Raw genomic sequence first — 23,511 nt, 5'->3', positions numbered from 1 at the left:
GCGTCGCCGCGTTGCAGCAACCGGCGAGGGGCAGGTCAGCCCAACAGCACCGGAAGGCGCTGCAGCAGCCCGGGCAGTGCGCTGGCCGCCTTCTCGCGCAGCGTCACCGTCGCGCTGTCGGACAGCGGCGTGGGCTCCGGGTTGACCTCGATGACGGGCGTGCCGTTGGCGACGGCCAACTCGGGCAGCCCGGCCGCGGGGTAGACCACCGACGAGGTGCCGACCACCACCACCAGGTCGGCGTTGACCACCGCATCGACCGACCGCTGCCACGCGTCGTCGGGCAGTGGCTCGCCGAACCACACCACGTTCGGGCGGATGAGCCCACCGCAGCCGCACCGAGGTGGTTCGACCGTCGCCACGGGCTCGGGCATGTCGGGCACCTCGTCGAGATAGCCGGCACGGCACCGGTCGCAGTGGAATTCGAACAGGCTGCCGTGCACGTGGTGCACCCGGTTGCTGCCCGCTCGCTCGTGCAGGTTGTCGACGTTCTGGGTCACGACGTGGACGTCGGCGTAGTCCTCCCAGGCGGCGACCGCGCGGTGGGCGTCGTTGGGTGCCACCGCGCTCATCATGTGGTGGCGCCACAGGTACCACGCCCACACCCGCTCGGGGTGAGCGCGCCAACCGTGCGAACTGGAGATCTCGTAGGGGTCGACCTCGGCCCACAACCCGGTTTCGGCGTCACGGAAGGTCGGCACGCCGCTCTCGGCGGAGATGCCCGCACCGCTGAATACCGTCACCTGCACCCCACCAAAGTAGCGGCTGTGGGTGATACTGGGCACGTGGCCGATTTGGGGGAATGGGTGCGCGTGGATCCGAACGCCGCCAGGCCGCTGTTCGATCAGCTGAGAACGCAGATCGTCGGCGGGATCCGGGACGGTCAACTCGAACCGGGCACCAGGCTGCCGACGGTGCGCGAGTTGGCCGGTCAGATCAACCTGGCAGTGAACACCGTGGCCCGCGCGTACCGGGAGCTCGAGGCAGCGGGGGTGTTGGAGACCAGGGGCCGGTTCGGCACCTTCGTGGCGCGGTCGGATCCGGCGGACGTGGCGATGGCCACCGCGGCGAACACGTTCGTGTCCGCGGCGCGGGCCCTCGGCGTGGACAAGGGCGAGGCGTTGCGCTACGTGGAGGCCGCGTTCGGCTGAGCAGCGTTGGGCTGAGGCTGCGACGGACGACGTGCCGTCAGCCGAATTCCAGCAGCGTCACCGTCGGTCGCACCGGGTCCAGCAGCGGCGTGCGCTGCACCGCCCAGACGAGCGCGCTGAGCAATCGCCCGCGCGGCGCTTCGCTGGGCAGATCGTGCACGGCGCGTACTCCCGGAACGGTGTCGACCAGTTCGGCAGCCTCGGCGACCGACAGCGTGAACGGCATCGGCGGCACCCGGTAACGCAGCGACGTCCGCATGCCCCGGCGCGCGAGCGCATGGAACGCCGACGGTGGCAGATCGAACATCATCTGCCCGCCCGGGAACCGTGCCGCGCAGGCGGTGATCAGCGCCATCGCGTCCTCCGGCGGCAGGTACATCAGCAGACCCTCGGCGGTGATGAACACCCCGTCGTCGGGGTTCACCCGGTCCATCCAGCTGAAGTCCAGGGCTGACTGGGCACACATCTGTATCCGGTCCGAGGCCGGCAGCAGCTTGCGGCGCAGCTCCACCATCGGCGGCAGGTCGACGGTCAACCACCGGAACTGGTCGCCCACACCCGCGGCGTCGAGCCGGTAGAAACTGGTCTGCAATCCCTCGGCCAGCGCCACCACCGTCGCACGCGGATGGTCGACGAGGTAGCGCCGGGTGTACTTGTCGAACACCTTCGCGCGCAGCGCCATGTCCTGGCGTTTGGTGTAGCCGAACTTGCCGAAGTCGACGTCGATCGAATCGACGAGGTGCACGGCCATCGGGTCGTCGATGATCCCGTCGGGCCGACGCGCCTCCGAGGCCCGTACCTGCAGCGTCATCAGTGCGGTCTCGGAGACCCCGGTCAGGTCTGCGGAATGCTTGGCGGTCATTGGCCCTCCCGGCCGGTCGGTGCGGCTAACCCCGCAGGACCTTGTCGATCGTGCGCAGGTTGCGCGTGGTGGTCGAGGATTTGTAGCGCTTGCGTCCCATTGTCCTGCCCATGACGCTCTGCAGAGTCGCCGAGCGCGGCACCTGCCAGTACACGACGCCGTCGCCGGGGGCGATGCGCTCACCCGGACCGGCCCGGCGGGCCAGCTCGGCCAGCTCGCGCAGCACGTCGTCATCGCTGACGAACGTGACGTAGGAGTGGTGGCCGTCGACCTCCCGCGGGAACGGGTACGCCGACGAGAGCTGCGCCAGGGTGTCCAGCCCGTAGACCAGAACCCATGCCTCGTAATCGAATTCGTCCCGCAGCGCCCGCTCGGCCCGGTCTCTGACCGCGGCGGCGTCCGCCTCGCTGTCGAGCAGCACGTTGCCGCTGGCCAGGATCGTCCTGACCCCGGTGAACCCGGCCGCTTCGAGCGCCCCGGTGAGGGCGGCCATCTTCAGGGTGACCCCGCCGACGTTGACCCCACGCAGGAACGCGGCGTAGCGCGTCATCGTCTCCGCTCCATCTGTTCGATGATCCCAGACCCGCGATCGTTCTAGTCTCGTGTCATGACGCGCGATGTCTTCGACGACAAGCTGTTGGCCGTGATCGCCGGGAACTCCCTGGGCGTGCTGGCCACGATCAAACGAGACGGACGGCCACAGCTGTCCAACGTCTCCTACCATTTCGATCCGCGTGCGTTGACGATCTCGGTGTCGATCACCGAGCCGCGGGCCAAGACTCGCAATCTGCGGCGCGACGCGCGGGCCTCGCTGCACGTCAGCTCCGACGACGGCTGGTCCTATGCGGTCGCCGAGGGAGACGCCCAGCTCAGTCCACCGGCGGCCGAGCCCGGGGACGACACCGTGGCCGGCTTGGTGCAGCTCTACCGCGAGCTGGCCGGCGAGCACCCCGACTGGGACGACTACCGCCAAGCGATGGTCGACGACCGCAGAGTGCTGATGACACTGCCCATTTCACATGTCTACGGCATGCCGCCGGGCAAGCGCTGAGCGACTAGGATTCGATCATGACAGCCACAGGTCAGGAACAGACCGGCGACGACGACACCAAGCGCAAGTTCCGCGAGGCGCTGGAACGCAAGAACGCCAAGTCCGCCAACGGAACCGCCCACCGCGACGGCGGCGCCAAGCAGCCCCGCTCACACGGCCCGGTGGAGAACCGCCGCGAATTCCGCCGCAAGAGCGGATAACGGCGGCTCACACGCGGACACGCCGGGTCTCGCGGGCGAGGATGGCGGCCAGGCAGCCGGCGGCCAGCGCCGCCACCGCCACCGCGAACGTCAACCCGGCGGTGTCCAGACCCCAGGCCTGCGCGGCGAGACCCTCGCCCATCACCGGCAGCGACAGAGCGACGTAGGCGACCACGAAGTACGTTGACGTCACCTCGGCGCGGCGGTCGGCCGGGGTGCAGTCGGAGACCGCGGCGAGCCCCCGGCCGAAGCTGACTCCCTGACCGATGCCGCACACGACGGCCGCGGCGATCATCAACGTCAGCGAGGCGACGTGCACCGCGAGCGCCAGGATCGCCATCCCCGCGATGAGGACCGCGCACCCGAACGCCACGGCCCGTTGCGGGTCGGCGCGCAGCGAGGCCAGTTGCGCCAGCGCGGACGACGCGAAGATCGAGCAGACGATCGCACCCGCGGTGGCGTGGTTGTCGATGCCCACGACGTCGGACAGGAACGACGGCGCCACCGCGGTGAACAGCCCGGTGGTGGCGAAGCCGGCGAACCCGGCCAACGCGGCGACGACGAACACCGCGCGTGCCTGTGGCGGCACCGCGAGCCGCTGGACGCCGAGTCGCCCGGTGCGTGGCGAGGTCTCGGGCACCATCAGCACGGCTACCGCGGCCAGCCCGGCGAGCACGAGGTGGACGACGAAGCTGAGTTGCAACGGATGCGGGGCGTACTGCACCAGCAGGCCGGCCAGCAGCGGGCCCGCTCCGAGCCCGCCGATGTTGGCCACGGTGGCGACCGCCGGCGCCCGTCCCCGCCAGACCGGCGGTGCCGCCTCCACCACCGCCGCGGTGGCGGTCCCGGTGAACAGCCCGGCGGACAGGCCCGACAGCACCCGACCCGCCAGCAGCACCGGCACCGAGTCGGCGAACAGGAACACCACCGCGCTGGCCATCGCGAACCCCACCCCGGCCAGCAGCACCGGACGCCGGCCCACGGTGTCCGACCACCGGCCGAACGCCAGCAACCCGACCAGCACCCCACCGGCGTAGGTGGCGTAGACGACCGTCGTCGTCAGCACCGAGAAGTCCAGGTGCTCGGCATAGAGCGCGTACATCGGCGTCGGCAGCGTGGTGCCGGCCATGATCGCGGTGAACGCGTAGGCGAGCAGGGCCATCGGATACGTGCGCACGGGACTCACAACGCGCAGGGGTACCCAGAACTTTCCCGGACACAGACCGGGCTCGCCCCGCGGCGGCGGGACGAGCCTGGCCTGGCGCCCAGAAGGGGACTAGTGGGCGACCGCCTTTTCGGCTCCGATGCCGGTCAGTGAACGCACCTCCATCTCGGCGGCGATCTTCGGATCCTCGTCGTCGGGCGAGGTCAGGGTCCCGACGATGCCGAGGATGAATGCCAGCGGGATCGAGACGATGCCCGGGTTGGCCAGCGGGAAGTACGAGAAGTCGACGCTGGGGAACATCGACGTCGGCCCACCCGACACCGCGGGGGAGAACACGATCAGCACGATGGTCGAGATCAGACCGCCGTACATGCTCCACAGGGCGCCGCGGGTGTTGAACCGCTTCCAGTACAGCGAGTAGACGATGGTGGGCAGGTTCGCCGCCGCCGCGACCGCGAAGGCCAGGGCGACCAGGAATGCGACGTTCTGGCCGTTGGCCAGGATGCCCAGCCCGATGGACAGCGCGCCCAGCACCACCGCGGTGATACGCGACACCCGGACCTGTTCGGCCTCGGTCACCGTGTGCCCCTTGCGGATCGTGGCGTAGATGTCGTGGGCGAACGACGCCGACGCGGTGATGGTCAACCCGGCGACCACGGCCAGGATGGTCGCGAACGCCACCGCCGAGATGATGCCGAGCAACACCACCCCACCCAATTGGAAGGCCAGCAGCGGTGCCGCGGAGTTCACTCCGCCCGCGGCGCCGAGGATCGTGTCCGGGCCGACCAGCGCGGCGGCGCCGTAGCCCAGCACCAGGGTGAACAGGTAGAAGGCGCCGATCAGCGTGATCGCCCAGACCACCGAGCGGCGGGCCTCCTTGGCGGTGGGCACGGTGTAGAACCGCATCAGCACGTGCGGCAGACCCGCGGTGCCCAGCACCAGCGCGATCGCCAGCGAGATGAAGTTGATCTGCGAGGTCAGCGACCCGCCGTACTGTGCGCCGGGGGCCAGCACGTCGCGGTTGGCGACGGCCTCGGTGGTGCTTCCACTGATCGCCGACTGTGCGGCGCCGAGGATTTCGGAGAAGTTCAGCCCGAACTTGCCGAGCACCATCAGCGTCATCGCTCCCGCACCGGCGATCAGCAACACGGCTTTGATGATCTGCACCCAGGTGGTGCCTTTCATGCCGCCGACCAGGACGTAGAGGATCATCAGCACGCCGACCACGGCGATGACGATGGCCTGTCCGCCGCTGGAGTTGACGTTGAGCAGCAGGGCGACCAGACCGCCGGCGCCGGCCATCTGGGCCAGCAGGTAGAACAGCGACACGGTCAGCGTGTTGGTGGCCGCAGCCAGCCGGACCGGCCGCTGCTTGAGCCGGAAGCTCAACACGTCGGCCATCGTGAATTTGCCGGTGTTGCGCAACAACTCGGCCACCAGAAGCAGCGCCACCAGCCAGGCCACCAGGAAGCCGATCGAGTACAGGAAGCCGTCGTAGCCGTACACGGCGATCGCGCCGGCGATCCCGAGGAAGCTGGCCGCCGACAGATAGTCACCGGCGATGGCGATGCCGTTCTGCGGCCCGGTGAAGCCGCGACCACCGGTGAAGAACTCGGCGGCCGTCGCGTTGCGCTTGCTGGCGCGGATGACGACCACCATGGTCACGACGACGAACAGGCTGAAGATGCCGATGTTGGCGGCGGTGTTGCCGACCGTCTCGGTCTGGGCGAGCAGAGTGGTCATTTGACTTCGCTTTCCAACTCGGTGCGGATGGCTTCGGCGCGGGGATCGAGCTCACGGTTGGCGAATCGCACGTACAGGCCGGTGATCAGGAACGTCGTGACGAACTGGCCCAGGCCGATGATCAGGCCGACGTTGATGTTGCCCCACACCTCGATGGCCATGAAGTCGTGGGCGAACGCCCCGAGCAGGACGTAGGTGGCGTACCAGATGAGGAAGAAGGCCGTCATCGGGAAGACGAAGCGGCGCAGGCGGCTTCGCAGCTCCTGGAACTCGGGGCTGGCCTGCACCTGCAGGTATCGCTCGCCGCTGATGGCCTCCGGGCGAATGGGTAGGTCGGTTTCGGACACCGTGGTCTCACTTCCTGGCTGTGTGTGAACAGGCTCTGGTCAGGAAGCTAGTTGAGACGTGAGTCACATATCTATGGCTGACGGTGCCCGCACGGTGAGGTCGGGAGCCCGTGCGGTGAACGGTCGATCGCCGGCGACGAACGGCGCCGCCTGGAATCGGCCGGCTCAGCCCCGCGGCATCCGCTCGATCCCCATCCCCAGATGCTCCGGCACGTGCATCCGGGCGAAGATCCGCGCGACGTCGGCGGGGATCTTCGCTCTGGTGGCCCAGCTGACGACGATCATCGTCGCGAATGCCAACGGCACGCTGACCGCGGCCGGGTAGCCGATCAGCACGGCCGGCCACCCGCCGAACATGTCCTCGTCCACGCCTCCGGCCACGGCGACGCTGACGGTGACCCCCGAGAGCAGCCCGCCGACGGCCAACCCGCTGGCGGCCCCCAGCGCTGTCAGCCCGCGCCACCAGATACCGAGCACCAGCAGGGGACACAACGTCGAGGCCGCCACCGCGAACGCCAGCCCGACGCTGCGGGACAACTCCAGCCCGCCGGCGGTGGTCAGCGCCAACGGAATCGGGATCAGCCCGCCAACCACGGCGGCGAGTCGGAAGTCGCGCACGCGGCCGGGCAGCACATCGGTGGCCAGCGCCCCGGCGAAGCTGACGAGCAGACCCGACGACGTGGCCAGGAACGCGGCGATCGCCCCGGCCGCCACCAGAGCGGCCACCACCTGCCCGACCGGACCGCCGATGGCCGCGGCGGGCGCCAGCAGCACCGCGGCGTCGGAGTTGCCGGTGATCAGCAGTTGCGGGACGTAGAGCCTCGAGAACACTCCGATCAGCGTCGGGAACAGATAGAACAGCGACAGCAGTGCGATCACGGCCAGCGCGGTGCGCCGTGCCGCGCGCCCGTCGGGGTTGGTGTAGAAGCGCACCAGCACGTGCGGCAGTCCCATCGTGCCCAGGAACGTGGCCACCATGATCGAGATGACCTGGTACAGCGGGTGATGGCCACCGAAGCCGCGACCCGAGGCGATCCAGTCGGCGCCGGTGCTCGGCGCGCCTGCCACCACGGGCGTCGCCGCGCCGGCCGCCAACGTCAGGGTGCTGCCCGCCCCGAGCGTGTGATCACCCGCGCCGCCGATGGCGGACGCGTCGACCGCGCGGCCGTCCAGCGTGCCCGACACCGCGACCCCCTCGGGTTCGGTGACGCTGACGACGACATCGGTGTCGATGCTGACAGTGGTGTCCTGCTGCACCGTCGGCGGCAGCGCGCCGCCCAGCTTCCAGCCCTCCGCGCCGCCGTTGTCGCTGAAGAACAGCGCGGTCAACGCCAGCGCGGGGATCGCGATCGCGGTGAGCTTGAGCCAGTACTGGAATGCCTGGACGAATGTGATCGACCGCATGCCCCCGGCGACCACATTGGTGATGACGATGGCCCCGACCGCGACCGGACCCAGCCACACCGGTGTGCCCAGCAGCGTCTTGAGCGCCAGCCCGGCGCCCTGGTACTGCGGTACCAGATAGAAGATGCAGACCACGACGACGACGAGCATCGCGACCTTGCGCAGCCGCGCCGAGCCGAGCCGGAATTCGGCGAAGTCGGGCACGGTGTAGGCGCCGGAGCGACGCAGTGGCGCCGCCACGAACAACAGCAGACCCAGATACCCTGCGGTGAATCCCACGGGGTACCACAGCGCGTCGGCGCCGTATTTGGCGATGAGTCCGGCTACGCCGAGAAACGAAGCGGCTGAAAGGTACTCACCCGAGATCGCGGCGGCGTTCCACTGCGATCCGACGGTGCGGGACGCGACGAGGAAGTCCGACGTCGTGCGGGAGAAACGCACACCGTAGGCGCCGATGGCGACGGTGGCCACGGCTGCGACGAGCAGCGCGGCCGCGGTCAGCGGGGAGCCGGTCACAGCTCGGCGTCGACGACGCCGACGAAATCGCGCTCGGCCTGTTCGGACAGGCGTACGTAGAACCAGCCGATGCCGTAGAGCAGCGGATACACCAGCACGGTCAGCACCAGCCAGTTCAACTGGATGCCGAACACGGTGATCGCGCCGAGGCCGGGGAACAGTGCGTTGAGCAACGGGATGGCTCCGGTCAGCACCACCACCACGGCGGCCAACCGCAGCGCCAGACCCAGCTGGGCCCGCATCAGGCCGCGCACCAGAGCGTCGCCGACCTGGGTCTGCTCGTGCACCTCGACACGAGTACGCACCATGCGGGCGCCACGGCGATGGGCCAGGACCACGCGTTGTCGCTGTGGCCGTTCGCCGCTAGTCATCGGCGCCGCCCGCCGGTCGTAGGTTGCGCATCGGGTTGCGCACCACCCGGTCCCGCAGCTCGCGGGCCTGGCGTCGGCTGACCGGAAGCTCGACCGCGGGGGAGGCGCCGTTGGCGCGCAGCCGGACCAGCATCGCGCCGTCGGTCGAGCGCAGACCGGTGACCAGGCGCAGCGCGACCAGATACGAGCGGTGTACCCGTTGGAAACCGTGGTCGCGCCAGCGTGTTTCGAGGGTGGACAGCGGGATGCGCACCAGGTGCGAACCCGACGCCGAGTGCAGGCGCGCGTAGTCGCCCTCGGCCTCCACCCAGCCGATGCTGTCGCGCGGCACCAGATGCGTGACGCCGCCGACTTCGGCGGGCACCACATCGGATTCGGGTTCCTTGGCCGGCTCCCCGACGGGTTCGACGGGTCCCGCCTCGCCCGTCTGCGCGCCGGCGGCGCGGCGTACCGCCTCGTCGAGGCGGTCGTCGCGAATCGGTTTGAGGAGGTAGTCGATGGCGCCGACGTCGAACGCCGCGACGGCCTTGTCGTCGTGCGCGGTGACGAAGACGATGGCCGGCCGCTCGGAGAAGTTGGCGAGCACCCCGGCCAGTTCGATCCCGGACAACCCTGGCATGTTGATGTCGAGAAAGACGGCATCGATGCGGCGGGCGTTGAGCTCGCGCAGGGCGGAGGTGGCGTCGCCGGCGCGGATGACTTCGGCGATGTCGGGGTGTCGGTCCAGCAGGTAGGCGAGTTCGTCGAGTGCGGGCGCTTCGTCGTCGACGGCGAGAACGGTCAGCAGCCTGCTTCCCGACCTGCCCACTGGCTTGGTCATTGGCTGCCCACCCCGAACGCACCTCCGCTGGCCCACACCCCGGACCGGAATTTCGGCACCCGCATCACGACCTTCGTGCCCGCACCGATCGCCGTCTCGACGACAAGACCGTAATCGTTTCCGAACGCTGCCCGCAGCCGATGGTCGACATTCGTCAGGCCGACGTGGGCGGAGTTTCCCTCCTGCGGCGACATGCCTGCGGACAGCGCATCACTCGGCCCCGCCCGCAGCGCCTCGGGATCCATCCCCACCCCGTCGTCTTCGACGGTGATCACGCAGTCGGAGCCCTCGTCGCGGGCGATCAGCTCGATCGAACCGCCCCCGCGACCCGAGAAGCCGTGCCGGACCGCGTTCTCCACCAAGGGCTGCAGCGCCAGGAACGGGACGACGACGTTGAGCACCTCGGGCGCCACCTGCACGGTCACCTTCAGCGAGTTGCCGAATCGGGCTCGTTCCAGAGTCAGGTAGCGGTCGATGTTGCGCAGTTCGTCGGCCAGCGTCGTGTACTGGCCGGCGGCGCGGAACGAGTAGCGGGTGAAGTCGGCGAACTCCAGGATCAGCTCGCGGGCGCGGTCGGGGTCGGTGCGCACGAACGACGCGATCGTGTTGAGCGCGTTGTAGATGAAGTGCGGACTGATCTGGGCGCGCAGTGCCAGCACCTCGGCGCGGTCGAGCCGGGCGCGGGAGGCGTCGAGTTCGGCCAGTTCCACCTGGCTGGCCGCGTAACGCGCGACTTCCCCGACCGCGCCGAGCATTCCGGGGGCGGGGGAGCGGGTCGTCACCACCACGAGCACCCCCAACGGGTCGCCCGCCTCGTCGAGCAGCGGTTGCGCGATCACCGCAGACACCCGGGCCGGCAGCATCACGCGGCGCTGACCCGAGATCGCCTCCCGGGCTGCTCCGTCGCACGCCTCGAGTACCTCGGCGTCCCAGATCGGATGCTCGTCGGGATCTCGGGCGAGTTGCTGGCCGTCACCGCCGTACAGTGCGAGCCCGTCGGTTCCGGTCAACCCACGCAGGAACGGTGCGGCGGTCTCGGCCGAATCGGCGTCCAGGCCGCGGCGCAGCGCCCGCGCCGCCAGAGACGCCGTGTGCAGCGCCGCGTGCACGGCCCGCTCGGTGGGGGTGGCCACCACCCGGCGGGTGCGCACCGCGAGCACCACCGCGGCGACCGCGAGCAGGATCAGCGCGGCCGTCAGCGCGATCGCGAGCTCGCCGGACATGTCTCTGCTCCTCGCCTGCGGGTTTTGGTCACCTTAATCCGGCGATGTGGCTTGGCCCCCGGGTTGTTCGACACAGCTGCCGACATGTTGCCCGGGTGGCCCGCTATGGCTGAAGGCGGCCCTGAATGCCAGCTCATCCGGACAGCGACATCGAGACGAGAACGATCACAAGATAGGCGAGAAACAGCCAGAACTGGATGGACTCGGACAATCGGTGCGAGATTCGCACACCGAGGGGTGAACCCAGAAGCGCGCCCACCGCCATTCCCGCGAACGCGGGGAGATAGAGGAACCCGATGGAGCCCGCGGGTAATTCGCCGGCCCCGAGTCCGCCGAGTAGATATCCAGTTCCTGCGCCGATCCCGATCACCGCAGACAACGCCGCAGCGATGGCGGAAGCCTGTTGTATCCGGTATCCGGCACTTTGCAGATAAGGCACGGTGACGATGGCTGCGCCGGCACCCAGCAGCGCACCGGTAAAGCCTGTGGTGACTCCGGCAGTCAGCCGACTCACGCGGGACGGCACGACAGGAGACGCCTCGCCGATTGCGCCGCCGGTGCGTGCTGTGCGCGATTCCACGAGGCGACGACGGAGCGCGCGAATGATCATGTATCCGACGAAACAGAGGAAGAAGATGCGGAGGGCGGTCCCAGGCAGCATCCCGCCGCCGAATGCGCCGAGGACCGTACCGAGCATCACCGGCAGTATCAGTCGCCTGAGCAGCGCCCAGTCCAGATCCCCGCACCGACTGCGCAAGAAGGTCGTGTAGAGCGCAGTGCAGAACATCACCGCGAGCGACGTCCCTATCGCGAGGTGCATGACATGCCCGGGTACCACACCCTGCAGGGGCAGAGCCACCGCCAGGGCCGGCACTATGGTCAGACCGCCGCCGAGCCCGAACAACCCGGAGACCAGTCCGGCCACAGTGCCGGCCAGAAGATAGATCAGGTAGATCCCCGCGCCGCTCATCGACGGTCGCGCGCGGTGAGGTCATCCGCGGCGGCTGGCGGAGAGACCACGATTGGGCCACCCATGAGGTCATCGTGACAGCGTTCGCAACCCGCCGCTTCGAATATCTACGGATCCCATGCTGGGAACCGCAGGGGTGCAGCTCGCGCCGGATAGGGTTGACCCATGACTGGGAAGCTGTGTCTGACGCAAGAACCCAGCGCCGATGCGCTGCTGGAGGAGAATCCGTTCGCACTGCTCGTCGGGATGCTGCTCGACCAGCAGATCGCCATGGAGGTCGCATTCGGCGGGCCCAAGAAGATCGCCGACCGGATCGGTGGTTTCGATGCGGCGACGATCGCCGACTACGACCCGGAGAAGTTCGCCGCACTGTGTGCGCAAACCCCTGCGATACACCGGTTTCCAGGGTCGATGGCCACGCGCGTCCAGGCGCTGGCCAAGGTGATCGTCGACGAGTACGACGGGAACGCCGCGGCGCTGTGGTCCGACGGCGCCGACGGCAAGGACGTGCTGCGCCGGCTCAAGGCGCTACCCGGTTTCGGAGATCAGAAGGCGAAGATCTTCCTGGCTCTGCTCGGCAAGCAGTACGGCGTCACCCCGAAGGGCTGGCGGACCGCGGCGGGGGACTACGGCAAGGCCGGGACGCACATGTCGGTGGCCGACGTGACCGGACCGGGTTCACTGCAGAAGGTGCGCACGTACAAGAAAGAAGCCAAAGCGGCCGCCAAGCAGGCGAAGGCCGCGAAGGCCTAGAGACAACCGCCGCGAAGGCCTAGAGACAACCGCCGCGAAGGCCTAGAGACAACCTCGGCACCGAGCCTGCGGCCAGATCGCCAAGACGGGCCGCGTCACGATCTCTGTGCAGACTCGGTGGAATCGTCGGCGTCCAGCATGGCCAGTTCGCCGAGGACGGCGGCGACCATGCGCCCCGACGCGGAGGCGGTGTCGAGCCCGTTGCGCAGGCAGCGCAGCGTGATCCCCCGGGCACTCAGATCGCTGACGGTCCGGGCCACTTCGGCGGCCGAGCGCCCCAGCCTCTCCAGGGCCACCACGATGACGACGTCGCCGGCGCGGGCGTAACTGAGCAGGGCGAGCAGTCCGGCGCGGATCTTGTCGCTCGATCCGCCGGCCTTGTCGGTGAAGATCCGTCGCGGGTCGACGCCCACCGCGGTGAGCTCGGCGAGTTGTTCGTCGAGGTCGGCGCAGGCGCCGGCATGACTCAACGCGTAACCCAGCGTGATCGCCACCTGTCCAAGGTCTCACGACACGGTGCCGTCGTCACAGTGCCGCGCCGTGGTCACAGTGCCGCGCCGTCGAATCTCTCCCAGGTGGCGAACTGGGCGACGGTTTTACGGGTCAGCCGGGTGGGCTGCCGCTGGGGTCTGCCCAGCGGCAACACCGCGGCGACCGCATGCCCTTCCGGGATCCCCAGCAGCGCCTTGACCCGCGGTTCCTCGGCTACCGCCATCGTTGTCAACACCCCGCCGAATCCCTCGTTGCGGGCAGCCAGCAGGACGTTCCACACGAACGGGTACACCGACGCACCCGCGACGACCCCGACACGGTCGAGATCCTGGTCGACGGCAGCCACCACCGCGAGATCGACACAGATCACCAACACCACCGACGACGTCAGCAGCGGGGCCGTGAAGTCGGCGGGCACCTCCGTGGCAGCGACTTGCTCGGCTGAAATACCGATGGGCCGCAGCGGGTTCCACGGGCCCTCATCGTTGCGCTTCTGGGCGAGGTAACGACGCGCGGCCGGCATACTCAGCTCACCGAGCGACGCGCGCGTGCCGGTGTCGCGGATCGCGATGACATGCACTCCTTGCCGGTTTCCTCCGCTGGGCGCGAAGCGGGCGTGGTCGAGAATCCGGACCAGCACGTCGTCGGGCAAGAGATCATCGGTGAATCGTCGGACGGCGCCCGTCGTACGCATCACGTCGTAGAGGTCCATACCGAAATCTTGGCTTAAGGTCGGGCCACGGCTGTGCCATTGTGAACACATGAAGACTCACCTGAACTGCCCCTGTGGCGAAGCGATCACCGGTAAGGATGAAGACGACCTCGTGGAGAAGGCCCAAGAGCACCTGTCGCAGGTGCATCCCGGCCGCGACTACGACCGGGACGCCATCCTCTTCATGGCTTACTGACCGTGTTTCAGCTCGGCGGCGCGACCGCCGGCGTGTTGGCGAGGGCATCCGGGACGACCGTCGAACCGATGGTCGGCATGAACTGGCACTGCTTCTCGGTCGTGGTCACCTGACCGAAGATGGTCGACATGATGCTGCCCGACCCGGTGTCGACGATCGCGGTCAGCGTCGTCGGACCTTCGGGGTTGATGTCGGGCCGCGGCTTCAGCGTCGCGCTGCCCGACTTGCCGGTGCTCAGGTTCACCCATGTGACGTTCAGCGGCAGCTTCTGCTCGGCGGCCGGGCCGGGCGTGCCGACCGCGGTGAACACGTAGGCGGTCTGGCCCGGTCCGGGTCCCGGAGCCGGGATCTTCGCCGGTCCTGCCACCGAGATCGCGGTGGCCAGCACGTTGCCGCCGTCGGCCAGGCAGCCGTTGCTGATCGACGGGTACAGGAAGTCCTGCTTGACGGGGGCGTCCGGGCCGAAGCCGGGAGCGGGTGCGGGTGCCGCGACCGGGGCTGCAGCGACGTCCGGGGCCGGCGGCGGCGCGATGGCGTCCGGCGCGGGAGCGGGAGCCGGGGCCACCGCCTCAGGAGCCGGCGCCGGGGCCTCAGGAGCCGGGGCAGGGGCCGCCGGAGCCGGGGCGACTGCTTCGGGGGCAGGCGCCGCCGCTTCCGGCGCCGGCCCTGGGGGTGACACCTCGGGCTGAGGCGCGTGGGCCACCTCGGGCGCGGCCGCGGGTAGCGCCTCCGGTGCGGGTCCGACGGCGTGTGCCGGGTCGACACCGGCGGGCAGGTGCGCCTGCGTGCCGGGAATCGCGCCGGTGGCCGGCACGTGCGCCACCGGCTGCACGAACTGGTTGACCGCCGACGCGACATCGCGGGACGGCGGCGGAGCCGCCGAGTCTCCGGCGAACACCGCGGCGGCGGCCATCAGCATCGAAGCAGCATTGGTGGGATCAGCGGCCGCCTGCTGGATGACCGGCCCGAGGCTCTGCACCGCGGGCAGGCCGGGCGCCTGCAGGCCGTCGATCGGCAGGGGCGCCGCCGCGGGGTCGGCGTGCGCGACACCGGTCACGCCGAGCAACGCGGCTGACGAGCCCACGGCGACGACGGTGGTGAGCATCGTCCTGATCGTTGACATGATCCCCCATTGCTTTCTTTGATGTGGCTGTCGTTGATGTGCCTGGTTGGTGTGGGGCTCGATCAGGGCAGCGCCGACAGCGGGGACATCGGCCCCAGCGGATCGGTCGTGCCGACGGGCCCGGTGGGTGCCGGCGCGGTTGCCGCGGGCGCGACGGCCGCCGGTGTCACGGCTGCCGGTGCGTTGCCGGTCGGCAGCAGTCCGCCCAGCGGGTTGTCGGCGGGCAGCAGCGAGGCGAGGCTGCCGGGGACACCCAGTGAGTCGGTGATGCCGGCCAGCGGCGATGCGGGCGCGGTCGCCGGGGTGGCGACGGCGGCCGGGGTGGCGACGGCCGGCAGTGTGTTGACCGGCTGGGGCAGCGTGACCGAGGCGGTTGCTCCGGGTGCGGTGGCCGGGGCGGTCGCGGGCGTCGCGGCGGACGCGGGGCTGATGGCGTTGGCGAAGGTCTGGATCAGGCTGGACGCCGCCGCCGGATTCACCAGCTGCTGCAGCATGTCCATGCCCGGGACCGCCGGTGCGGGCGCGGGCGCGGGTGCCGGGGCCGGCTGAGCAGCAGCGGAAGCACTGAGCGCCACGGCGGCCGACACCGCGCCTGCCGCCGCGATCATCGTTGTTGCAAACAGTTTTCGGGTGCGGTGCATGAAAGCCTCCAGTTCGTTGTGGCACGGTTGGGTCGCCTGAACCGAAGCTAGCTTGTTACTGGAGTTACTCAAGTGACATGTGTGGCATTTATGGAACCGTTACTGAGGTGAAGGCGGATGGTGACCGGTCGCTAGAGTCGTGCGCATCAACGACCCCGCACCCGCCCCAGCAACGTCAGGCTCCCTTCTGGCGGCCCGGCTGTCAGCCGTAGCGCCGCTGCTGCTGATCGCGAGCATCGCCGCGCGACTGGCGTGGACGTATCTGGTGCCCACCGGCGCGAATTTCGTTGACCTGCACGTCTATGTCGGTGGCGCCGCCACCCTGGGCCGGCCCGGCGAGCTCTACGACTTTGTCTACGCCGACCAGACCCCGGACTTTCCGCTGCCGTTCACCTATCCGCCGTTCGCCGCCGTGGTGTTCTATCCGTTGACGCTGGTGCCGTTCGGGCTGTTGGCGCTGGCCTGGCAACTCGGCATCGTCGCTGCGCTCTACGGGGTGGTGCGGACCAGCCAGCGCCTGCTGACCGTCGCGCCTTGTCACGACGCCCGGCGTGTCGCAATGCTGTGGACGGCGGTCGGTATCTGGACCGAGCCCCTTCGCAGTACGTTCGACTACGGCCAGATCAACGTCGTCCTGGTGCTGGCCGTGCTCGGTGCGGTGTACAGCAGCCGGTGGTGGCTCTCCGGCCTGCTGGTGGGCCTGGCCGCGGGCGTGAAGCTGACGCCGGCGGTGTCGGGTCTGTACTTCCTCGGCGCCCGGCGTTGGGGCGCGGCGGTGTTCTCGGGCGTCGTGTTCGTCGCCACGGTCGGCCTCTCGCTGCTCGTCGTCGGTGACCAGGCCCGTTATTACTTCACCGACCTGCTCGGTGACGCGGACCGGGTCGGACCGGTCGGCACGTCGTTCAACCAGTCCTGGCGGGGTGCCATTTCGCGGATCCTCGGTTATGACGCCGGATACGGGCCGTGGGTGCTGGCGGGGATAGTGGTGACCGCGGCGCTGGCGCTGCTGGCGTGGCGAGCGGTCGGTGGTGCACGGGATCGGTTGGCCGCCATCGTGATCGTGCAGTTGTTCGGCCTGCTCTTGTCGCCGATCTCGTGGACGCATCACTGGGTGTGGGTGATTCCGCTGATGATCTGGCTGCTGCACGGTCCACTGGCCCGTCGACCCGGCGCCCGGGTGCTCGGGTGGGGCTGGCTGGCGCTCACCCTGGTCGGGCTGCCATGGCTGCTGAGCTTTGCCCAGCCGACGATCTGGGAGATCTCGCGCCCCTGGTATCTGGCCTGGGCCGGGCTGATCTACCCCGTCGCCTCGCTGGTGACACTGGCGTGGGTCGCGGTAGATGGGCGTTCTTCCCAACGTCGCGGTTGATGTCAGGAGACCGACGTCGCCGGTGACGGGGGCGGTTCCACCGAAGCCTGCGCGCGTCCGAACAGGAAGCCCTGGCCGAGTTCACAACCCCACTCGACGAGCTCGCCACACTGATCCTGTTTCTCGATTCCCTCGGCGATGACCGTCAGGCGCAGACTGGCCGCCATACTCAGAATCGCCTTGACGATCGCCTCGCACCGAGCGTCGTCGGGCAGGCCACGAACGAATTGCTTGTCGATCTTGAGGATGTCGATCGGCAGATCGAGGATTCTGACCAGGCTGCTGAAACCGGTGCCGACGTCGTCGATCGCGATGAGCACGCCCATTCGGCGCAGGCGCTCCAGGTCGGCCTTGGCCGAATCCTCGGCCCGGCCGGCGTGGGTTTCGGTCAGCTCCAGAACGAGCCGGTCCGGGCTGAGACCGGTCTTCTCGAGCGCGTCGAGCACGTCGAGCACGTCGGCGTGCAGGTCGCCCACTTCCAACTGTCTGCCCGAGATGTTCACGTGCACCGCCGAATCAGCCATTGCGCCGGTCCACTGCTGGGCGTGGCGGCATGCCAGCAGAAGTGCGCGTCGTCCGATGGCGGGCATGTGCGACGAAGTCTCGGCGGCGCACAGGAACTCGTCCGGCGCGAGCAGCCCCCATCGGGGATGTTGCCAACGCAGAAGGGCTTCGGCCGCCACCGGGACACCCGTGCGAAGGTCGACGATCGGCTGGAAATGCACGACGAACTCGTCACGCTGCACGGCTCTGCCCAACTCGGGCACCAGTGCCGCCGCGCGCAGGGCAACGAGATCCTGCGATGGATCCTCGACGGTCACGCGGTCCTTGCCGAGTTGCTTGGCGTGGTACATCAACCTGTCGGCTCGTTGGACGAGCTCTTCGGCGTTGTTCTCCCGCTCCGAGATCACCACGCCCGCGCTTGCCGACAATTGGTTGTAGCTCACTCCGTCGGCAAGCTCGACAGGTCGGCCGATCGCTTCCCGGATTCGGTCGGCCACCCGCTGCAGCTGGCCGAGGCTCGAGACATCAGGACACAACACCACGAACTCGTCCCCACCCAGGCGGGCGGCGGTGTCGGCTGCTCTGATCGATGCTTCGATGCGCTTGGCCACCACTTTGAGCACCTCGTCACCCTGGGCGTGGCCCCAGGTGTCGTTGACGGTCTTGAACCCGTCGAGGTCGAGGAAGATCAGCCCGACGCGTCGGGTGTCGTCGCGGTCGGCACCGACCATGGCCCGCTCGATGCGGTCCATGAACAGCAGCCGGTTGGCCAGGCCGGTCAATCCGTCATGCAACGCCAGCCGCTGCAGTTCAGCTTCGGCACTCTTGCGGATGGTGATGTCCTCCACCAGACAGATGCCGTACGGCCGGGAGTCCTGCGGAGCGACGACCGAGGCGGACACCGCACCCCACAGCAGCGAGCCGTCAGCGCGCCGGAACGCTGCCTCCTCGTCGAAGGTGTCGCCGGCCTCGAGGTCGGCGAGTTCGCCCAAACCGATTGCTTCTCTGTGGTTTTCGCTGCCGTCGAGGTCGTGGACCGTCAACCGCAGCACGTCGACGGTCGAGCGGCCCAGAATGTTCGCCATGGCTTGATTGCAGCGTGTGATGCGTCCCGAACCACCTGGGCCGACCTCGAACATGAACATGCCCATCGGAGCGGTGTCGAACGCGAGACGAAACCGCTCTTCGCTTTCCATCAGTGCGACCTCGGCGGCCTTCTGCTCGGTGATGTCTGTGGCGACGCCGATGTAGCCCGTGCAGCGGCCGTCCTCGCCGGTCATCTGAGAGACGGCGAGACTGACGGCGGCATGGGTCCCGTCGCGGCGTACGAACGTCCATTCGCGCACCTCGGCTCTACCCGGCGCCACCTTGTGCACCAGCACCTCGAAGCCGTCGGGGATGCCGAGTTCTTCTGCCCGGGAGCGGATCTCGGAGGCGAGGTGAAGAGTTGTCAGTTGTCGTCCGAGCATCTCGTCCTCGGTCCAGCCGAGTAGTCGCTCCGCCCCGTGGTTGAACACGGTGATGCGCCCCGTCGGGTCGGTGCCGACGATCGCCTGCTCGGACGCGGCGTTCAGCACACCGGCGAACAGGTCACGGGCGATCCGGAGTTCGGAGATCAGTCGTGCGCGCGAATCGCGGAACAAGGCCAACGCCAGCACGACGATCGTCAGACTGCACACCATGGCCTGCGAGAGCAGGGCGCGTGTCTGCACGTCGGGCACGATGAGAGAACCCCGGTCCGACAGGGTGGCCAAGGTGATCCAGACCCCGGCGAAGACGAGAAACACCGTGCTGACCGTGGTGCTGTAGCGCAGCGCCACCCAGGTCGCGGGCACCAAAGCCAGGAAGGCCAACGGGATGCCGGTGTTCAGCCAGAAGTTCCAGAGGAACACCGCCACGACGCCCGCGCCGGTCAACAGGGCCTCGGCGATCGCCCGGGGTCTCGGCTTGAGCTTCGGTCGTGCCCAGGTGAGGTCCTGCACGCGGAGATAGAGGGCGACACCCAGCAGCGCCGAGGTGCCGTTGCGCACGGCGAACAGCGCGAACGTCTCACCGAGGGCCGCCTGAGTGAGCGGTCCCAGGTAAACCGTCGCCACGGCGGCCGCGGCGCAGCTCCCCCCTGCGACGGCGCCGATCAACTGCGCGAGATCGGCGGGGTCGCGCAACGCGACATCGACGCGCCGCGAGGTGAGAAGCGAGACCGTCACCACGGCCAGAACGACGTTGACGAGGACGAACCAGGCGCTGAGTGCCAGCGCAGCACCCGTCGCGAGGTTCACGACGAAGGTGGTGGCACCCAACAGCAGCACGTGCACGAGTCGTTGTGACTGCCCACAACGACGCGTCGCGAGCAGCCAGATGACCGCCACCGCCGCGGCCGGCCACACCAGGGCCACCTCGCCACCACCGAGCCGGGTGGCCCGACCTGCGAATACGGCCAATGCATACGCCAGCGGAAACGCGATCAGAGCGAGCGCGCTCCTACGTCGATCCACCGCACCCCCTTCGGTCCCGGGTGCCCCTCACCAGGATGCGGTCAAGATCAAGCTTTCGGGGGGTTATTCGCAGACTCGGCAAATCGCCCGGGGGTATCTACTTCCGGGGCGCATGCCGACCGCCGCGCGCAGGGGGGCACGCGCTCTGCCATGGGCCCGGCCCCAATGCCCCCACGGGCAGGGGCAACGCTAAGAACTCAGCCCACGATCCCGTCGATCTCGCGAGCCATCTGCACGTCCTTGTCGGTGATGCCACCTTCAGAATGCGTGACAAGTGCGAATGTCACTGTCCGCCATCGGATGTCGATGTCGGGATGATGATCCTGGGCCTCCGCGTGCTCGGCCACCCGGCGCACGGCGTCGATGCCGTCGAGGAAGGCGGGGAACTTGATGGAACGTCGCAGCGCACCGTCAGCGCGTTCCCAGCCGGCGAGGTCGGGCAGTGCGGCGTCTACCTGGTCGTCCGTTAACACAGCCATGTCCTCGACGGTACCGTCAGCGTCGATGGCCCAACAGATCGTCGTCGCCGGAGCGCTGATCTCGGCCGCCCGTCTTCTGGTGGCCCAGCGTGCGCGACCACCGCAGCTGGCCGGCTTGTGGGAGCTGCCCGGCGGGAAGGCGGATCCGGGGGAGAGCGACGCCGCCGCCCTGGCCCGCGAACTCCGGGAGGAACTCGGCATCGAGGTGACGGTCGGGGCGCGCCTGGGTGCTGACGTGGCGCTCAGCGAGACACTGACGATGCGCGCCTACGTCGTCACCCACCAGGCCGGCGAGCTTCGACCCCACGACCACCGGGCGCTGCGCTGGATCCGCGCCGACGAACTCGACGCGCTGGCGTGGGTGCCGGCCGACCGGGCGTGGCTGCCCGACCTGGCGCGGGCACTGTGCGCCCCGCAGAGCGCCGGCCAGGCCGAGACGTCGACTCAGTAGTGCAGGCGGTCGCCGACGACCCGCACGTTCGACCGGTCGGCCGGGTGCGTCAACGCGTGCAGCGGGTGTGTGAGCACCGGATGGCGACACTGCGGGCACGAGGCCTGTGGGGCGTTGCGGGAGTTGAACGTCAGGTGATGGCACGCCGCGCAGCGCACCACGTAGAACGCCCCGATCCAATTGGCCAGACCGAGGTAGAAGGCCACCGTCGTCGTCACGGCCAGCAACGCGACGAGAACCGCTGTGGGGATCAGATAAACCGTCATGATCGGCACCTCCAGAACACGCCTGACGGATACCTCGACGGTACTCCGGAAACAGTTCGCGATCAGGACTTCCGTGCGCGCTTGTACACCTTCTCGAGCTCCTTTCCGCGCAATCCGCTCAACTCGGCTTTGTGGACCTTGTTGATCACCACCGGGCAGCGTTTGCAGCGGGGCTTGCTGCGGCAGCATTTCTTCTTCGGTTTCTGGGCGGCGAGCTTGCTCGGCTTCACGTGAGCTGTCTCTCTCGTTTTCGCGATCGGCGCTGTGCACTGCGACAATCACCGGCGTGAATTCACGCCCCGCTTTTCGCAACGTCGCCATTGTGGCCCACGTCGACCACGGCAAGACCACCCTGGTCGATGCGATGCTGCGCCAGTCGGGGGCGCTGACCCACCGCGGCGACGACGCGATCGAACGCCTGATGGACTCCGGTGACCTGGAAAAAGAAAAGGGCATCACCATCCTGGCGAAGAACACCGCCGTGCACCGGGCGCACGCCGACGGCAGTGTCACCGTGATCAATGTCATCGACACCCCCGGCCACGCCGACTTCGGCGGCGAGGTCGAGCGCGGGCTGTCGATGGTCGACGGTGTCGTGCTGCTGGTCGACGCATCCGAGGGCCCGCTGCCCCAGACCCGGTTCGTGCTGCGCAAGGCGCTGGCCGCCCACCTGCCGGTGATCCTGGTGGTCAACAAGACCGACCGGCCCGACGCGCGTATCGCCGAGGTCGTCGAGGAGAGCCACGACCTGCTGCTCGACGTCGCCTCCGACCTCGACGACGAGGCGCAGGCGGCCGCCGAGAAGGCGCTGGACCTGCCGACGCTGTACGCCTCCGGGCGGGCCGGTATCGCCAGCACCACCCAGCCCGCCAACGGCGAGAATCCCGACGGCGAGAACCTCGACCCGCTGTTCGACGTGCTCCTCGAGCACATCCCGGCCCCCCAGGGCGATCCCGAGGCGCCGTTGCAGGCGCTCGTCACCAACCTCGACGCGTCGGCGTTCCTCGGCCGTCTGGCCCTCATCCGGATCTACAAGGGACGGATCAAGAAGGGGCAGCAGGTCGCATGGATGCGCGACGTCGACGGTCATCCGGTCATCACCAGCGCCAAGATCACCGAGCTGCTCCGCACGGTCGGCGTCGAGCGCACCCCGACCGACACCGCCGAAGCCGGCGACATCGTCGCGATCGCGGGCATCCCCGAGATCATGATCGGCGACACGCTCGCCGACCCCGAACATGCGCACGCGCTACCGCGCATCACCGTCGACGAACCCGCGATCTCGGTGACCATCGGCACCAACACCTCCCCGCTGGCCGGGCGCGTGTCCGGGCACAAACTCACCGCGCGCATGGTGAAGAACCGTCTGGACACCGAGCTCATCGGCAACGTGTCCATCAAGGTCGTCGACATCGGCCGCCCCGACGCCTGGGAGGTTCAGGGCCGTGGTGAGTTGGCGTTGGCGGTTCTCGTCGAGCAGATGCGCCGCGAGGGCTTCGAGTTGACCGTCGGAAAGCCGCAGGTCGTCACCCGCACCATCGACGGCAAGCTGCATGAGCCGTTCGAGGCACTGACCATCGACTGCCCGGAGGAGTACGTCGGCGCCATCACCCAGTTGATGGCCGCCCGCAAGGGCCGCATGGAGGAGATGGCCAACCACGCCGCCGGATGGGTGCGCATGGACTTCATCGTCCCCAGCCGCGGCCTGATCGGATTCCGCACCGACTTCCTGACCGAGACCCGCGGCACCGGCATCGCCAACGCCGTGTTCGACGGGTACCGGCCCTGGGCCGGGGAGATCCGGGCCCGCCACACCGGGTCGCTGGTCTCCGACCGCTCGGGCACCATCACCCCGTTCGCGATGATCCAGCTCGCCGACCGCGGGCAGTTCTTCGTCGAACCCGGTCAGGACACCTACGAAGGCCAGGTGGTGGGAATCAATCCCCGCGCCGAGGACCTCGACATCAACATCACCCGCGAAAAGAAGCTGACGAACATGCGCAGCTCCACCGCCGACGTCATCGAGACCCTGGCCCGCCCGCTGGAGCTGGACCTCGAGAAGGCGATGGAGTTCTGCGCCTCCGACGAATGCGTCGAGGTCACTCCCGAGATCGTGCGGGTTCGCAAGGTCGAGCTGACCGCGTCGCTGCGCGCCAGGGCCAAAGCTCGGGCCAAGGCGCGGGGATAGTCGATAGCTACCCTGTACA

At 68.8% G+C, this 23,511-nt stretch carries 27 protein-coding genes; 8 read left to right on the top strand and 19 right to left on the bottom strand.

Going from position 1 to position 23,511, the window contains the following annotated elements:
• Window positions 1–35 precede the first annotated feature (35 nt).
• On the bottom strand, window positions 36–749 hold the full coding sequence (locus J3476_RS21205; protein WP_207068325.1) for an NAD-dependent deacylase: 714 nt from the start codon (window positions 747–749) through the stop codon (window positions 36–38).
• A gap of 36 nt (window positions 750–785) precedes the next feature.
• On the opposite strand from J3476_RS21205, the gene J3476_RS21200 reads away from it, so the two are divergent.
• A complete protein-coding gene (locus J3476_RS21200) occupies window positions 786–1,151 on the top strand; it encodes a GntR family transcriptional regulator (protein ID WP_207068324.1) in 366 nt (121 codons plus the stop codon).
• A 37-nt stretch (window positions 1,152–1,188) separates the two neighbouring features.
• Here the strand turns inward: J3476_RS21200 and J3476_RS21195 are convergent, their stop codons facing one another.
• Entirely contained in the window at window positions 1,189–2,013 is an 825-nt protein-coding gene (locus J3476_RS21195) for a class I SAM-dependent methyltransferase (RefSeq protein ID WP_207068323.1), read from the bottom strand.
• A 25-nt stretch (window positions 2,014–2,038) separates the two neighbouring features.
• Entirely contained in the window at window positions 2,039–2,563 is a 525-nt protein-coding gene (locus J3476_RS21190) for a DUF1697 domain-containing protein (RefSeq protein WP_207068322.1), read from the bottom strand.
• A gap of 57 nt (window positions 2,564–2,620) precedes the next feature.
• Between J3476_RS21190 and J3476_RS21185 the strand changes: the two genes are divergently transcribed.
• Together J3476_RS21185 and J3476_RS21180 are read left to right on the top strand one after the other, a co-directional pair.
• Window positions 2,621–3,064 carry a PPOX class F420-dependent oxidoreductase gene (locus J3476_RS21185; RefSeq protein ID WP_163678041.1) on the top strand — a complete coding sequence of 148 codons (444 nt, stop codon included), beginning with the start codon at window positions 2,621–2,623 and terminating at the stop codon, window positions 3,062–3,064.
• Between the two features lie 17 nt (window positions 3,065–3,081).
• Complete coding sequence (locus J3476_RS21180) at window positions 3,082–3,264, top strand: DUF5302 domain-containing protein (RefSeq protein ID WP_207068321.1); 183 nt, start codon at window positions 3,082–3,084, stop codon at window positions 3,262–3,264.
• Window positions 3,265–3,271: 7 nt separating this feature from the next.
• On the opposite strand, the gene J3476_RS21175 is transcribed toward J3476_RS21180, so the two are convergent.
• The 8 genes from J3476_RS21175 to J3476_RS21140 all read right to left on the bottom strand — a co-directional run bounded on the left by J3476_RS21175 (window position 3,272) and on the right by J3476_RS21140 (window position 11,823).
• Window positions 3,272–4,426 carry an MFS transporter gene (locus J3476_RS21175; RefSeq protein WP_207068365.1) on the bottom strand — a complete coding sequence of 385 codons (1,155 nt, stop codon included), beginning with the start codon at window positions 4,424–4,426 and terminating at the stop codon, window positions 3,272–3,274.
• A 114-nt stretch (window positions 4,427–4,540) separates the two neighbouring features.
• Entirely contained in the window at window positions 4,541–6,172 is a 1,632-nt protein-coding gene (locus J3476_RS21170) for a cation acetate symporter (protein ID WP_207068320.1), read from the bottom strand.
• On the bottom strand, window positions 6,169–6,519 hold the full coding sequence (locus J3476_RS21165) for a DUF485 domain-containing protein (RefSeq protein WP_152518246.1): 351 nt from the start codon (window positions 6,517–6,519) through the stop codon (window positions 6,169–6,171). Before J3476_RS21165 ends, J3476_RS21170 begins: the two co-directional genes overlap by 4 nt.
• A 165-nt stretch (window positions 6,520–6,684) precedes the next feature.
• Window positions 6,685–8,439: a cation acetate symporter gene (locus tag J3476_RS21160; protein ID WP_207068319.1), complete on the bottom strand. Its 1,755-nt coding sequence runs from the start codon at window positions 8,437–8,439 to the stop codon at window positions 6,685–6,687.
• Complete coding sequence (locus J3476_RS21155) at window positions 8,436–8,810, bottom strand: hypothetical protein (protein ID WP_207068318.1); 375 nt, start codon at window positions 8,808–8,810, stop codon at window positions 8,436–8,438. The genes J3476_RS21160 and J3476_RS21155 overlap by 4 nt, the downstream gene beginning before the upstream one ends.
• On the bottom strand, window positions 8,803–9,630 hold the full coding sequence (locus J3476_RS21150; RefSeq protein ID WP_207068317.1) for a LytTR family DNA-binding domain-containing protein: 828 nt from the start codon (window positions 9,628–9,630) through the stop codon (window positions 8,803–8,805). Before J3476_RS21150 ends, J3476_RS21155 begins: the two co-directional genes overlap by 8 nt.
• The gene (locus J3476_RS21145; protein ID WP_207068316.1) at window positions 9,627–10,853 is read right to left on the bottom strand and encodes a sensor histidine kinase; all 1,227 of its coding nucleotides are present in this window, start codon (window positions 10,851–10,853) and stop codon (window positions 9,627–9,629) included. Before J3476_RS21145 ends, J3476_RS21150 begins: the two co-directional genes overlap by 4 nt.
• Window positions 10,854–10,986: 133 nt before the next feature.
• The gene (locus tag J3476_RS21140; RefSeq protein ID WP_207068315.1) at window positions 10,987–11,823 is read right to left on the bottom strand and encodes a sulfite exporter TauE/SafE family protein; all 837 of its coding nucleotides are present in this window, start codon (window positions 11,821–11,823) and stop codon (window positions 10,987–10,989) included.
• 165 nt (window positions 11,824–11,988) lie between these two features.
• Here J3476_RS21140 and J3476_RS21135 point away from each other — a divergent pair, with 165 nt between their 5' ends.
• Window positions 11,989–12,576, top strand: a complete 588-nt coding sequence (locus J3476_RS21135) for an HhH-GPD-type base excision DNA repair protein (RefSeq protein WP_207068314.1) — start codon at window positions 11,989–11,991, stop codon at window positions 12,574–12,576.
• 95 nt (window positions 12,577–12,671) lie between these two features.
• On the opposite strand, the gene J3476_RS21130 is transcribed toward J3476_RS21135, so the two are convergent.
• Window positions 12,672–13,070 (bottom strand): recombinase family protein, encoded by a 399-nt coding sequence (locus J3476_RS21130; RefSeq protein ID WP_207068313.1) that lies wholly within the window; start codon window positions 13,068–13,070, stop codon window positions 12,672–12,674.
• Between the two features lie 50 nt (window positions 13,071–13,120).
• Window positions 13,121–13,780, bottom strand: a complete 660-nt coding sequence (locus J3476_RS21125; RefSeq protein WP_207068312.1) for a nitroreductase family protein — start codon at window positions 13,778–13,780, stop codon at window positions 13,121–13,123.
• A gap of 49 nt (window positions 13,781–13,829) precedes the next feature.
• On the opposite strand from J3476_RS21125, the gene J3476_RS21120 reads away from it, so the two are divergent.
• A complete protein-coding gene (locus J3476_RS21120; protein WP_152518237.1) occupies window positions 13,830–13,976 on the top strand; it encodes a DUF1059 domain-containing protein in 147 nt (48 codons plus the stop codon).
• Between the two features lie 7 nt (window positions 13,977–13,983).
• On the opposite strand, the gene J3476_RS21115 is transcribed toward J3476_RS21120, so the two are convergent.
• On the bottom strand, window positions 13,984–15,099 hold the full coding sequence (locus J3476_RS21115; protein ID WP_207068311.1) for a hypothetical protein: 1,116 nt from the start codon (window positions 15,097–15,099) through the stop codon (window positions 13,984–13,986).
• A 62-nt stretch (window positions 15,100–15,161) separates the two neighbouring features.
• Window positions 15,162–15,740 (bottom strand): hypothetical protein, encoded by a 579-nt coding sequence (locus J3476_RS21110; RefSeq protein WP_207068310.1) that lies wholly within the window; start codon window positions 15,738–15,740, stop codon window positions 15,162–15,164.
• Window positions 15,741–15,879: 139 nt separating this feature from the next.
• On the opposite strand from J3476_RS21110, the gene J3476_RS21105 reads away from it, so the two are divergent.
• Window positions 15,880–17,109 (top strand): mannosyltransferase, encoded by a 1,230-nt coding sequence (locus tag J3476_RS21105; protein WP_207068309.1) that lies wholly within the window; start codon window positions 15,880–15,882, stop codon window positions 17,107–17,109.
• Window positions 17,110–17,111: 2 nt separating this feature from the next.
• Here the strand turns inward: J3476_RS21105 and J3476_RS21100 are convergent, their stop codons facing one another.
• Together J3476_RS21100 and J3476_RS21095 are read right to left on the bottom strand one after the other, a co-directional pair.
• Window positions 17,112–20,108 (bottom strand): EAL domain-containing protein, encoded by a 2,997-nt coding sequence (locus J3476_RS21100; protein WP_207068308.1) that lies wholly within the window; start codon window positions 20,106–20,108, stop codon window positions 17,112–17,114.
• Between the two features lie 197 nt (window positions 20,109–20,305).
• Complete coding sequence (locus J3476_RS21095; protein WP_207068307.1) at window positions 20,306–20,587, bottom strand: 4a-hydroxytetrahydrobiopterin dehydratase; 282 nt, start codon at window positions 20,585–20,587, stop codon at window positions 20,306–20,308.
• Window positions 20,588–20,612: 25 nt separating this feature from the next.
• Here J3476_RS21095 and J3476_RS21090 point away from each other — a divergent pair, with 25 nt between their 5' ends.
• Window positions 20,613–21,038, top strand: a complete 426-nt coding sequence (locus J3476_RS21090) for a (deoxy)nucleoside triphosphate pyrophosphohydrolase (RefSeq protein ID WP_207068306.1) — start codon at window positions 20,613–20,615, stop codon at window positions 21,036–21,038.
• Here the strand turns inward: J3476_RS21090 and J3476_RS21085 are convergent.
• Together J3476_RS21085 and J3476_RS21080 are read right to left on the bottom strand one after the other, a co-directional pair.
• Complete coding sequence (locus tag J3476_RS21085; RefSeq protein ID WP_152518230.1) at window positions 21,032–21,304, bottom strand: hypothetical protein; 273 nt, start codon at window positions 21,302–21,304, stop codon at window positions 21,032–21,034. The genes J3476_RS21090 and J3476_RS21085 overlap by 7 nt on opposite strands.
• 62 nt (window positions 21,305–21,366) lie before the next feature.
• Window positions 21,367–21,534, bottom strand: a complete 168-nt coding sequence (locus J3476_RS21080) for a hypothetical protein (protein WP_207068305.1) — start codon at window positions 21,532–21,534, stop codon at window positions 21,367–21,369.
• 56 nt (window positions 21,535–21,590) lie between these two features.
• Here J3476_RS21080 and typA point away from each other — a divergent pair, with 56 nt between their 5' ends.
• Complete coding sequence (typA, locus tag J3476_RS21075; protein ID WP_173012087.1) at window positions 21,591–23,492, top strand: translational GTPase TypA; 1,902 nt, start codon at window positions 21,591–21,593, stop codon at window positions 23,490–23,492.
• Window positions 23,493–23,511: the final 19 nt, after the last annotated feature.

Origin of the sequence: Mycobacterium sp. PO1 (genome assembly GCF_017312405.1) — a bacterium.
Lineage (GTDB): Bacteria > Actinomycetota > Actinomycetes > Mycobacteriales > Mycobacteriaceae > Mycobacterium.
The sequence above is the reverse complement of the archived record's forward strand: the minus strand, read 5'-3'. Positions and strand labels throughout refer to the sequence as shown.

Coding starts and splice junctions, on each gene's coding strand:
- J3476_RS21195 (WP_207068323.1), bottom strand. CDS start 2,013: ATGACCGCCAAGCATTCCGCAGACCTGACCGGGGTCTCCGAGACCGCA.
- J3476_RS21190 (WP_207068322.1), bottom strand. CDS start 2,563: ATGACGCGCTACGCCGCGTTCCTGCGTGGGGTCAACGTCGGCGGGGTC.
- J3476_RS21185 (WP_163678041.1), top strand. CDS start 2,621: ATGACGCGCGATGTCTTCGACGACAAGCTGTTGGCCGTGATCGCCGGG.
- J3476_RS21180 (WP_207068321.1), top strand. CDS start 3,082: ATGACAGCCACAGGTCAGGAACAGACCGGCGACGACGACACCAAGCGC.
- J3476_RS21175 (WP_207068365.1), bottom strand. CDS start 4,426: ATGGCCCTGCTCGCCTACGCGTTCACCGCGATCATGGCCGGCACCACG.
- J3476_RS21170 (WP_207068320.1), bottom strand. CDS start 6,172: ATGACCACTCTGCTCGCCCAGACCGAGACGGTCGGCAACACCGCCGCC.
- J3476_RS21155 (WP_207068318.1), bottom strand. CDS start 8,810: ATGACTAGCGGCGAACGGCCACAGCGACAACGCGTGGTCCTGGCCCAT.
- J3476_RS21150 (WP_207068317.1), bottom strand. CDS start 9,630: ATGACCAAGCCAGTGGGCAGGTCGGGAAGCAGGCTGCTGACCGTTCTC.
- J3476_RS21145 (WP_207068316.1), bottom strand. CDS start 10,853: ATGTCCGGCGAGCTCGCGATCGCGCTGACGGCCGCGCTGATCCTGCTC.
- J3476_RS21140 (WP_207068315.1), bottom strand. CDS start 11,823: ATGAGCGGCGCGGGGATCTACCTGATCTATCTTCTGGCCGGCACTGTG.
- J3476_RS21135 (WP_207068314.1), top strand. CDS start 11,989: ATGACTGGGAAGCTGTGTCTGACGCAAGAACCCAGCGCCGATGCGCTG.
- J3476_RS21125 (WP_207068312.1), bottom strand. CDS start 13,780: ATGGACCTCTACGACGTGATGCGTACGACGGGCGCCGTCCGACGATTC.
- J3476_RS21120 (WP_152518237.1), top strand. CDS start 13,830: ATGAAGACTCACCTGAACTGCCCCTGTGGCGAAGCGATCACCGGTAAG.
- J3476_RS21115 (WP_207068311.1), bottom strand. CDS start 15,099: ATGTCAACGATCAGGACGATGCTCACCACCGTCGTCGCCGTGGGCTCG.
- J3476_RS21110 (WP_207068310.1), bottom strand. CDS start 15,740: ATGCACCGCACCCGAAAACTGTTTGCAACAACGATGATCGCGGCGGCA.
- J3476_RS21095 (WP_207068307.1), bottom strand. CDS start 20,587: ATGGCTGTGTTAACGGACGACCAGGTAGACGCCGCACTGCCCGACCTC.
- J3476_RS21090 (WP_207068306.1), top strand. CDS start 20,613: ATGGCCCAACAGATCGTCGTCGCCGGAGCGCTGATCTCGGCCGCCCGT.
- J3476_RS21085 (WP_152518230.1), bottom strand. CDS start 21,304: ATGACGGTTTATCTGATCCCCACAGCGGTTCTCGTCGCGTTGCTGGCC.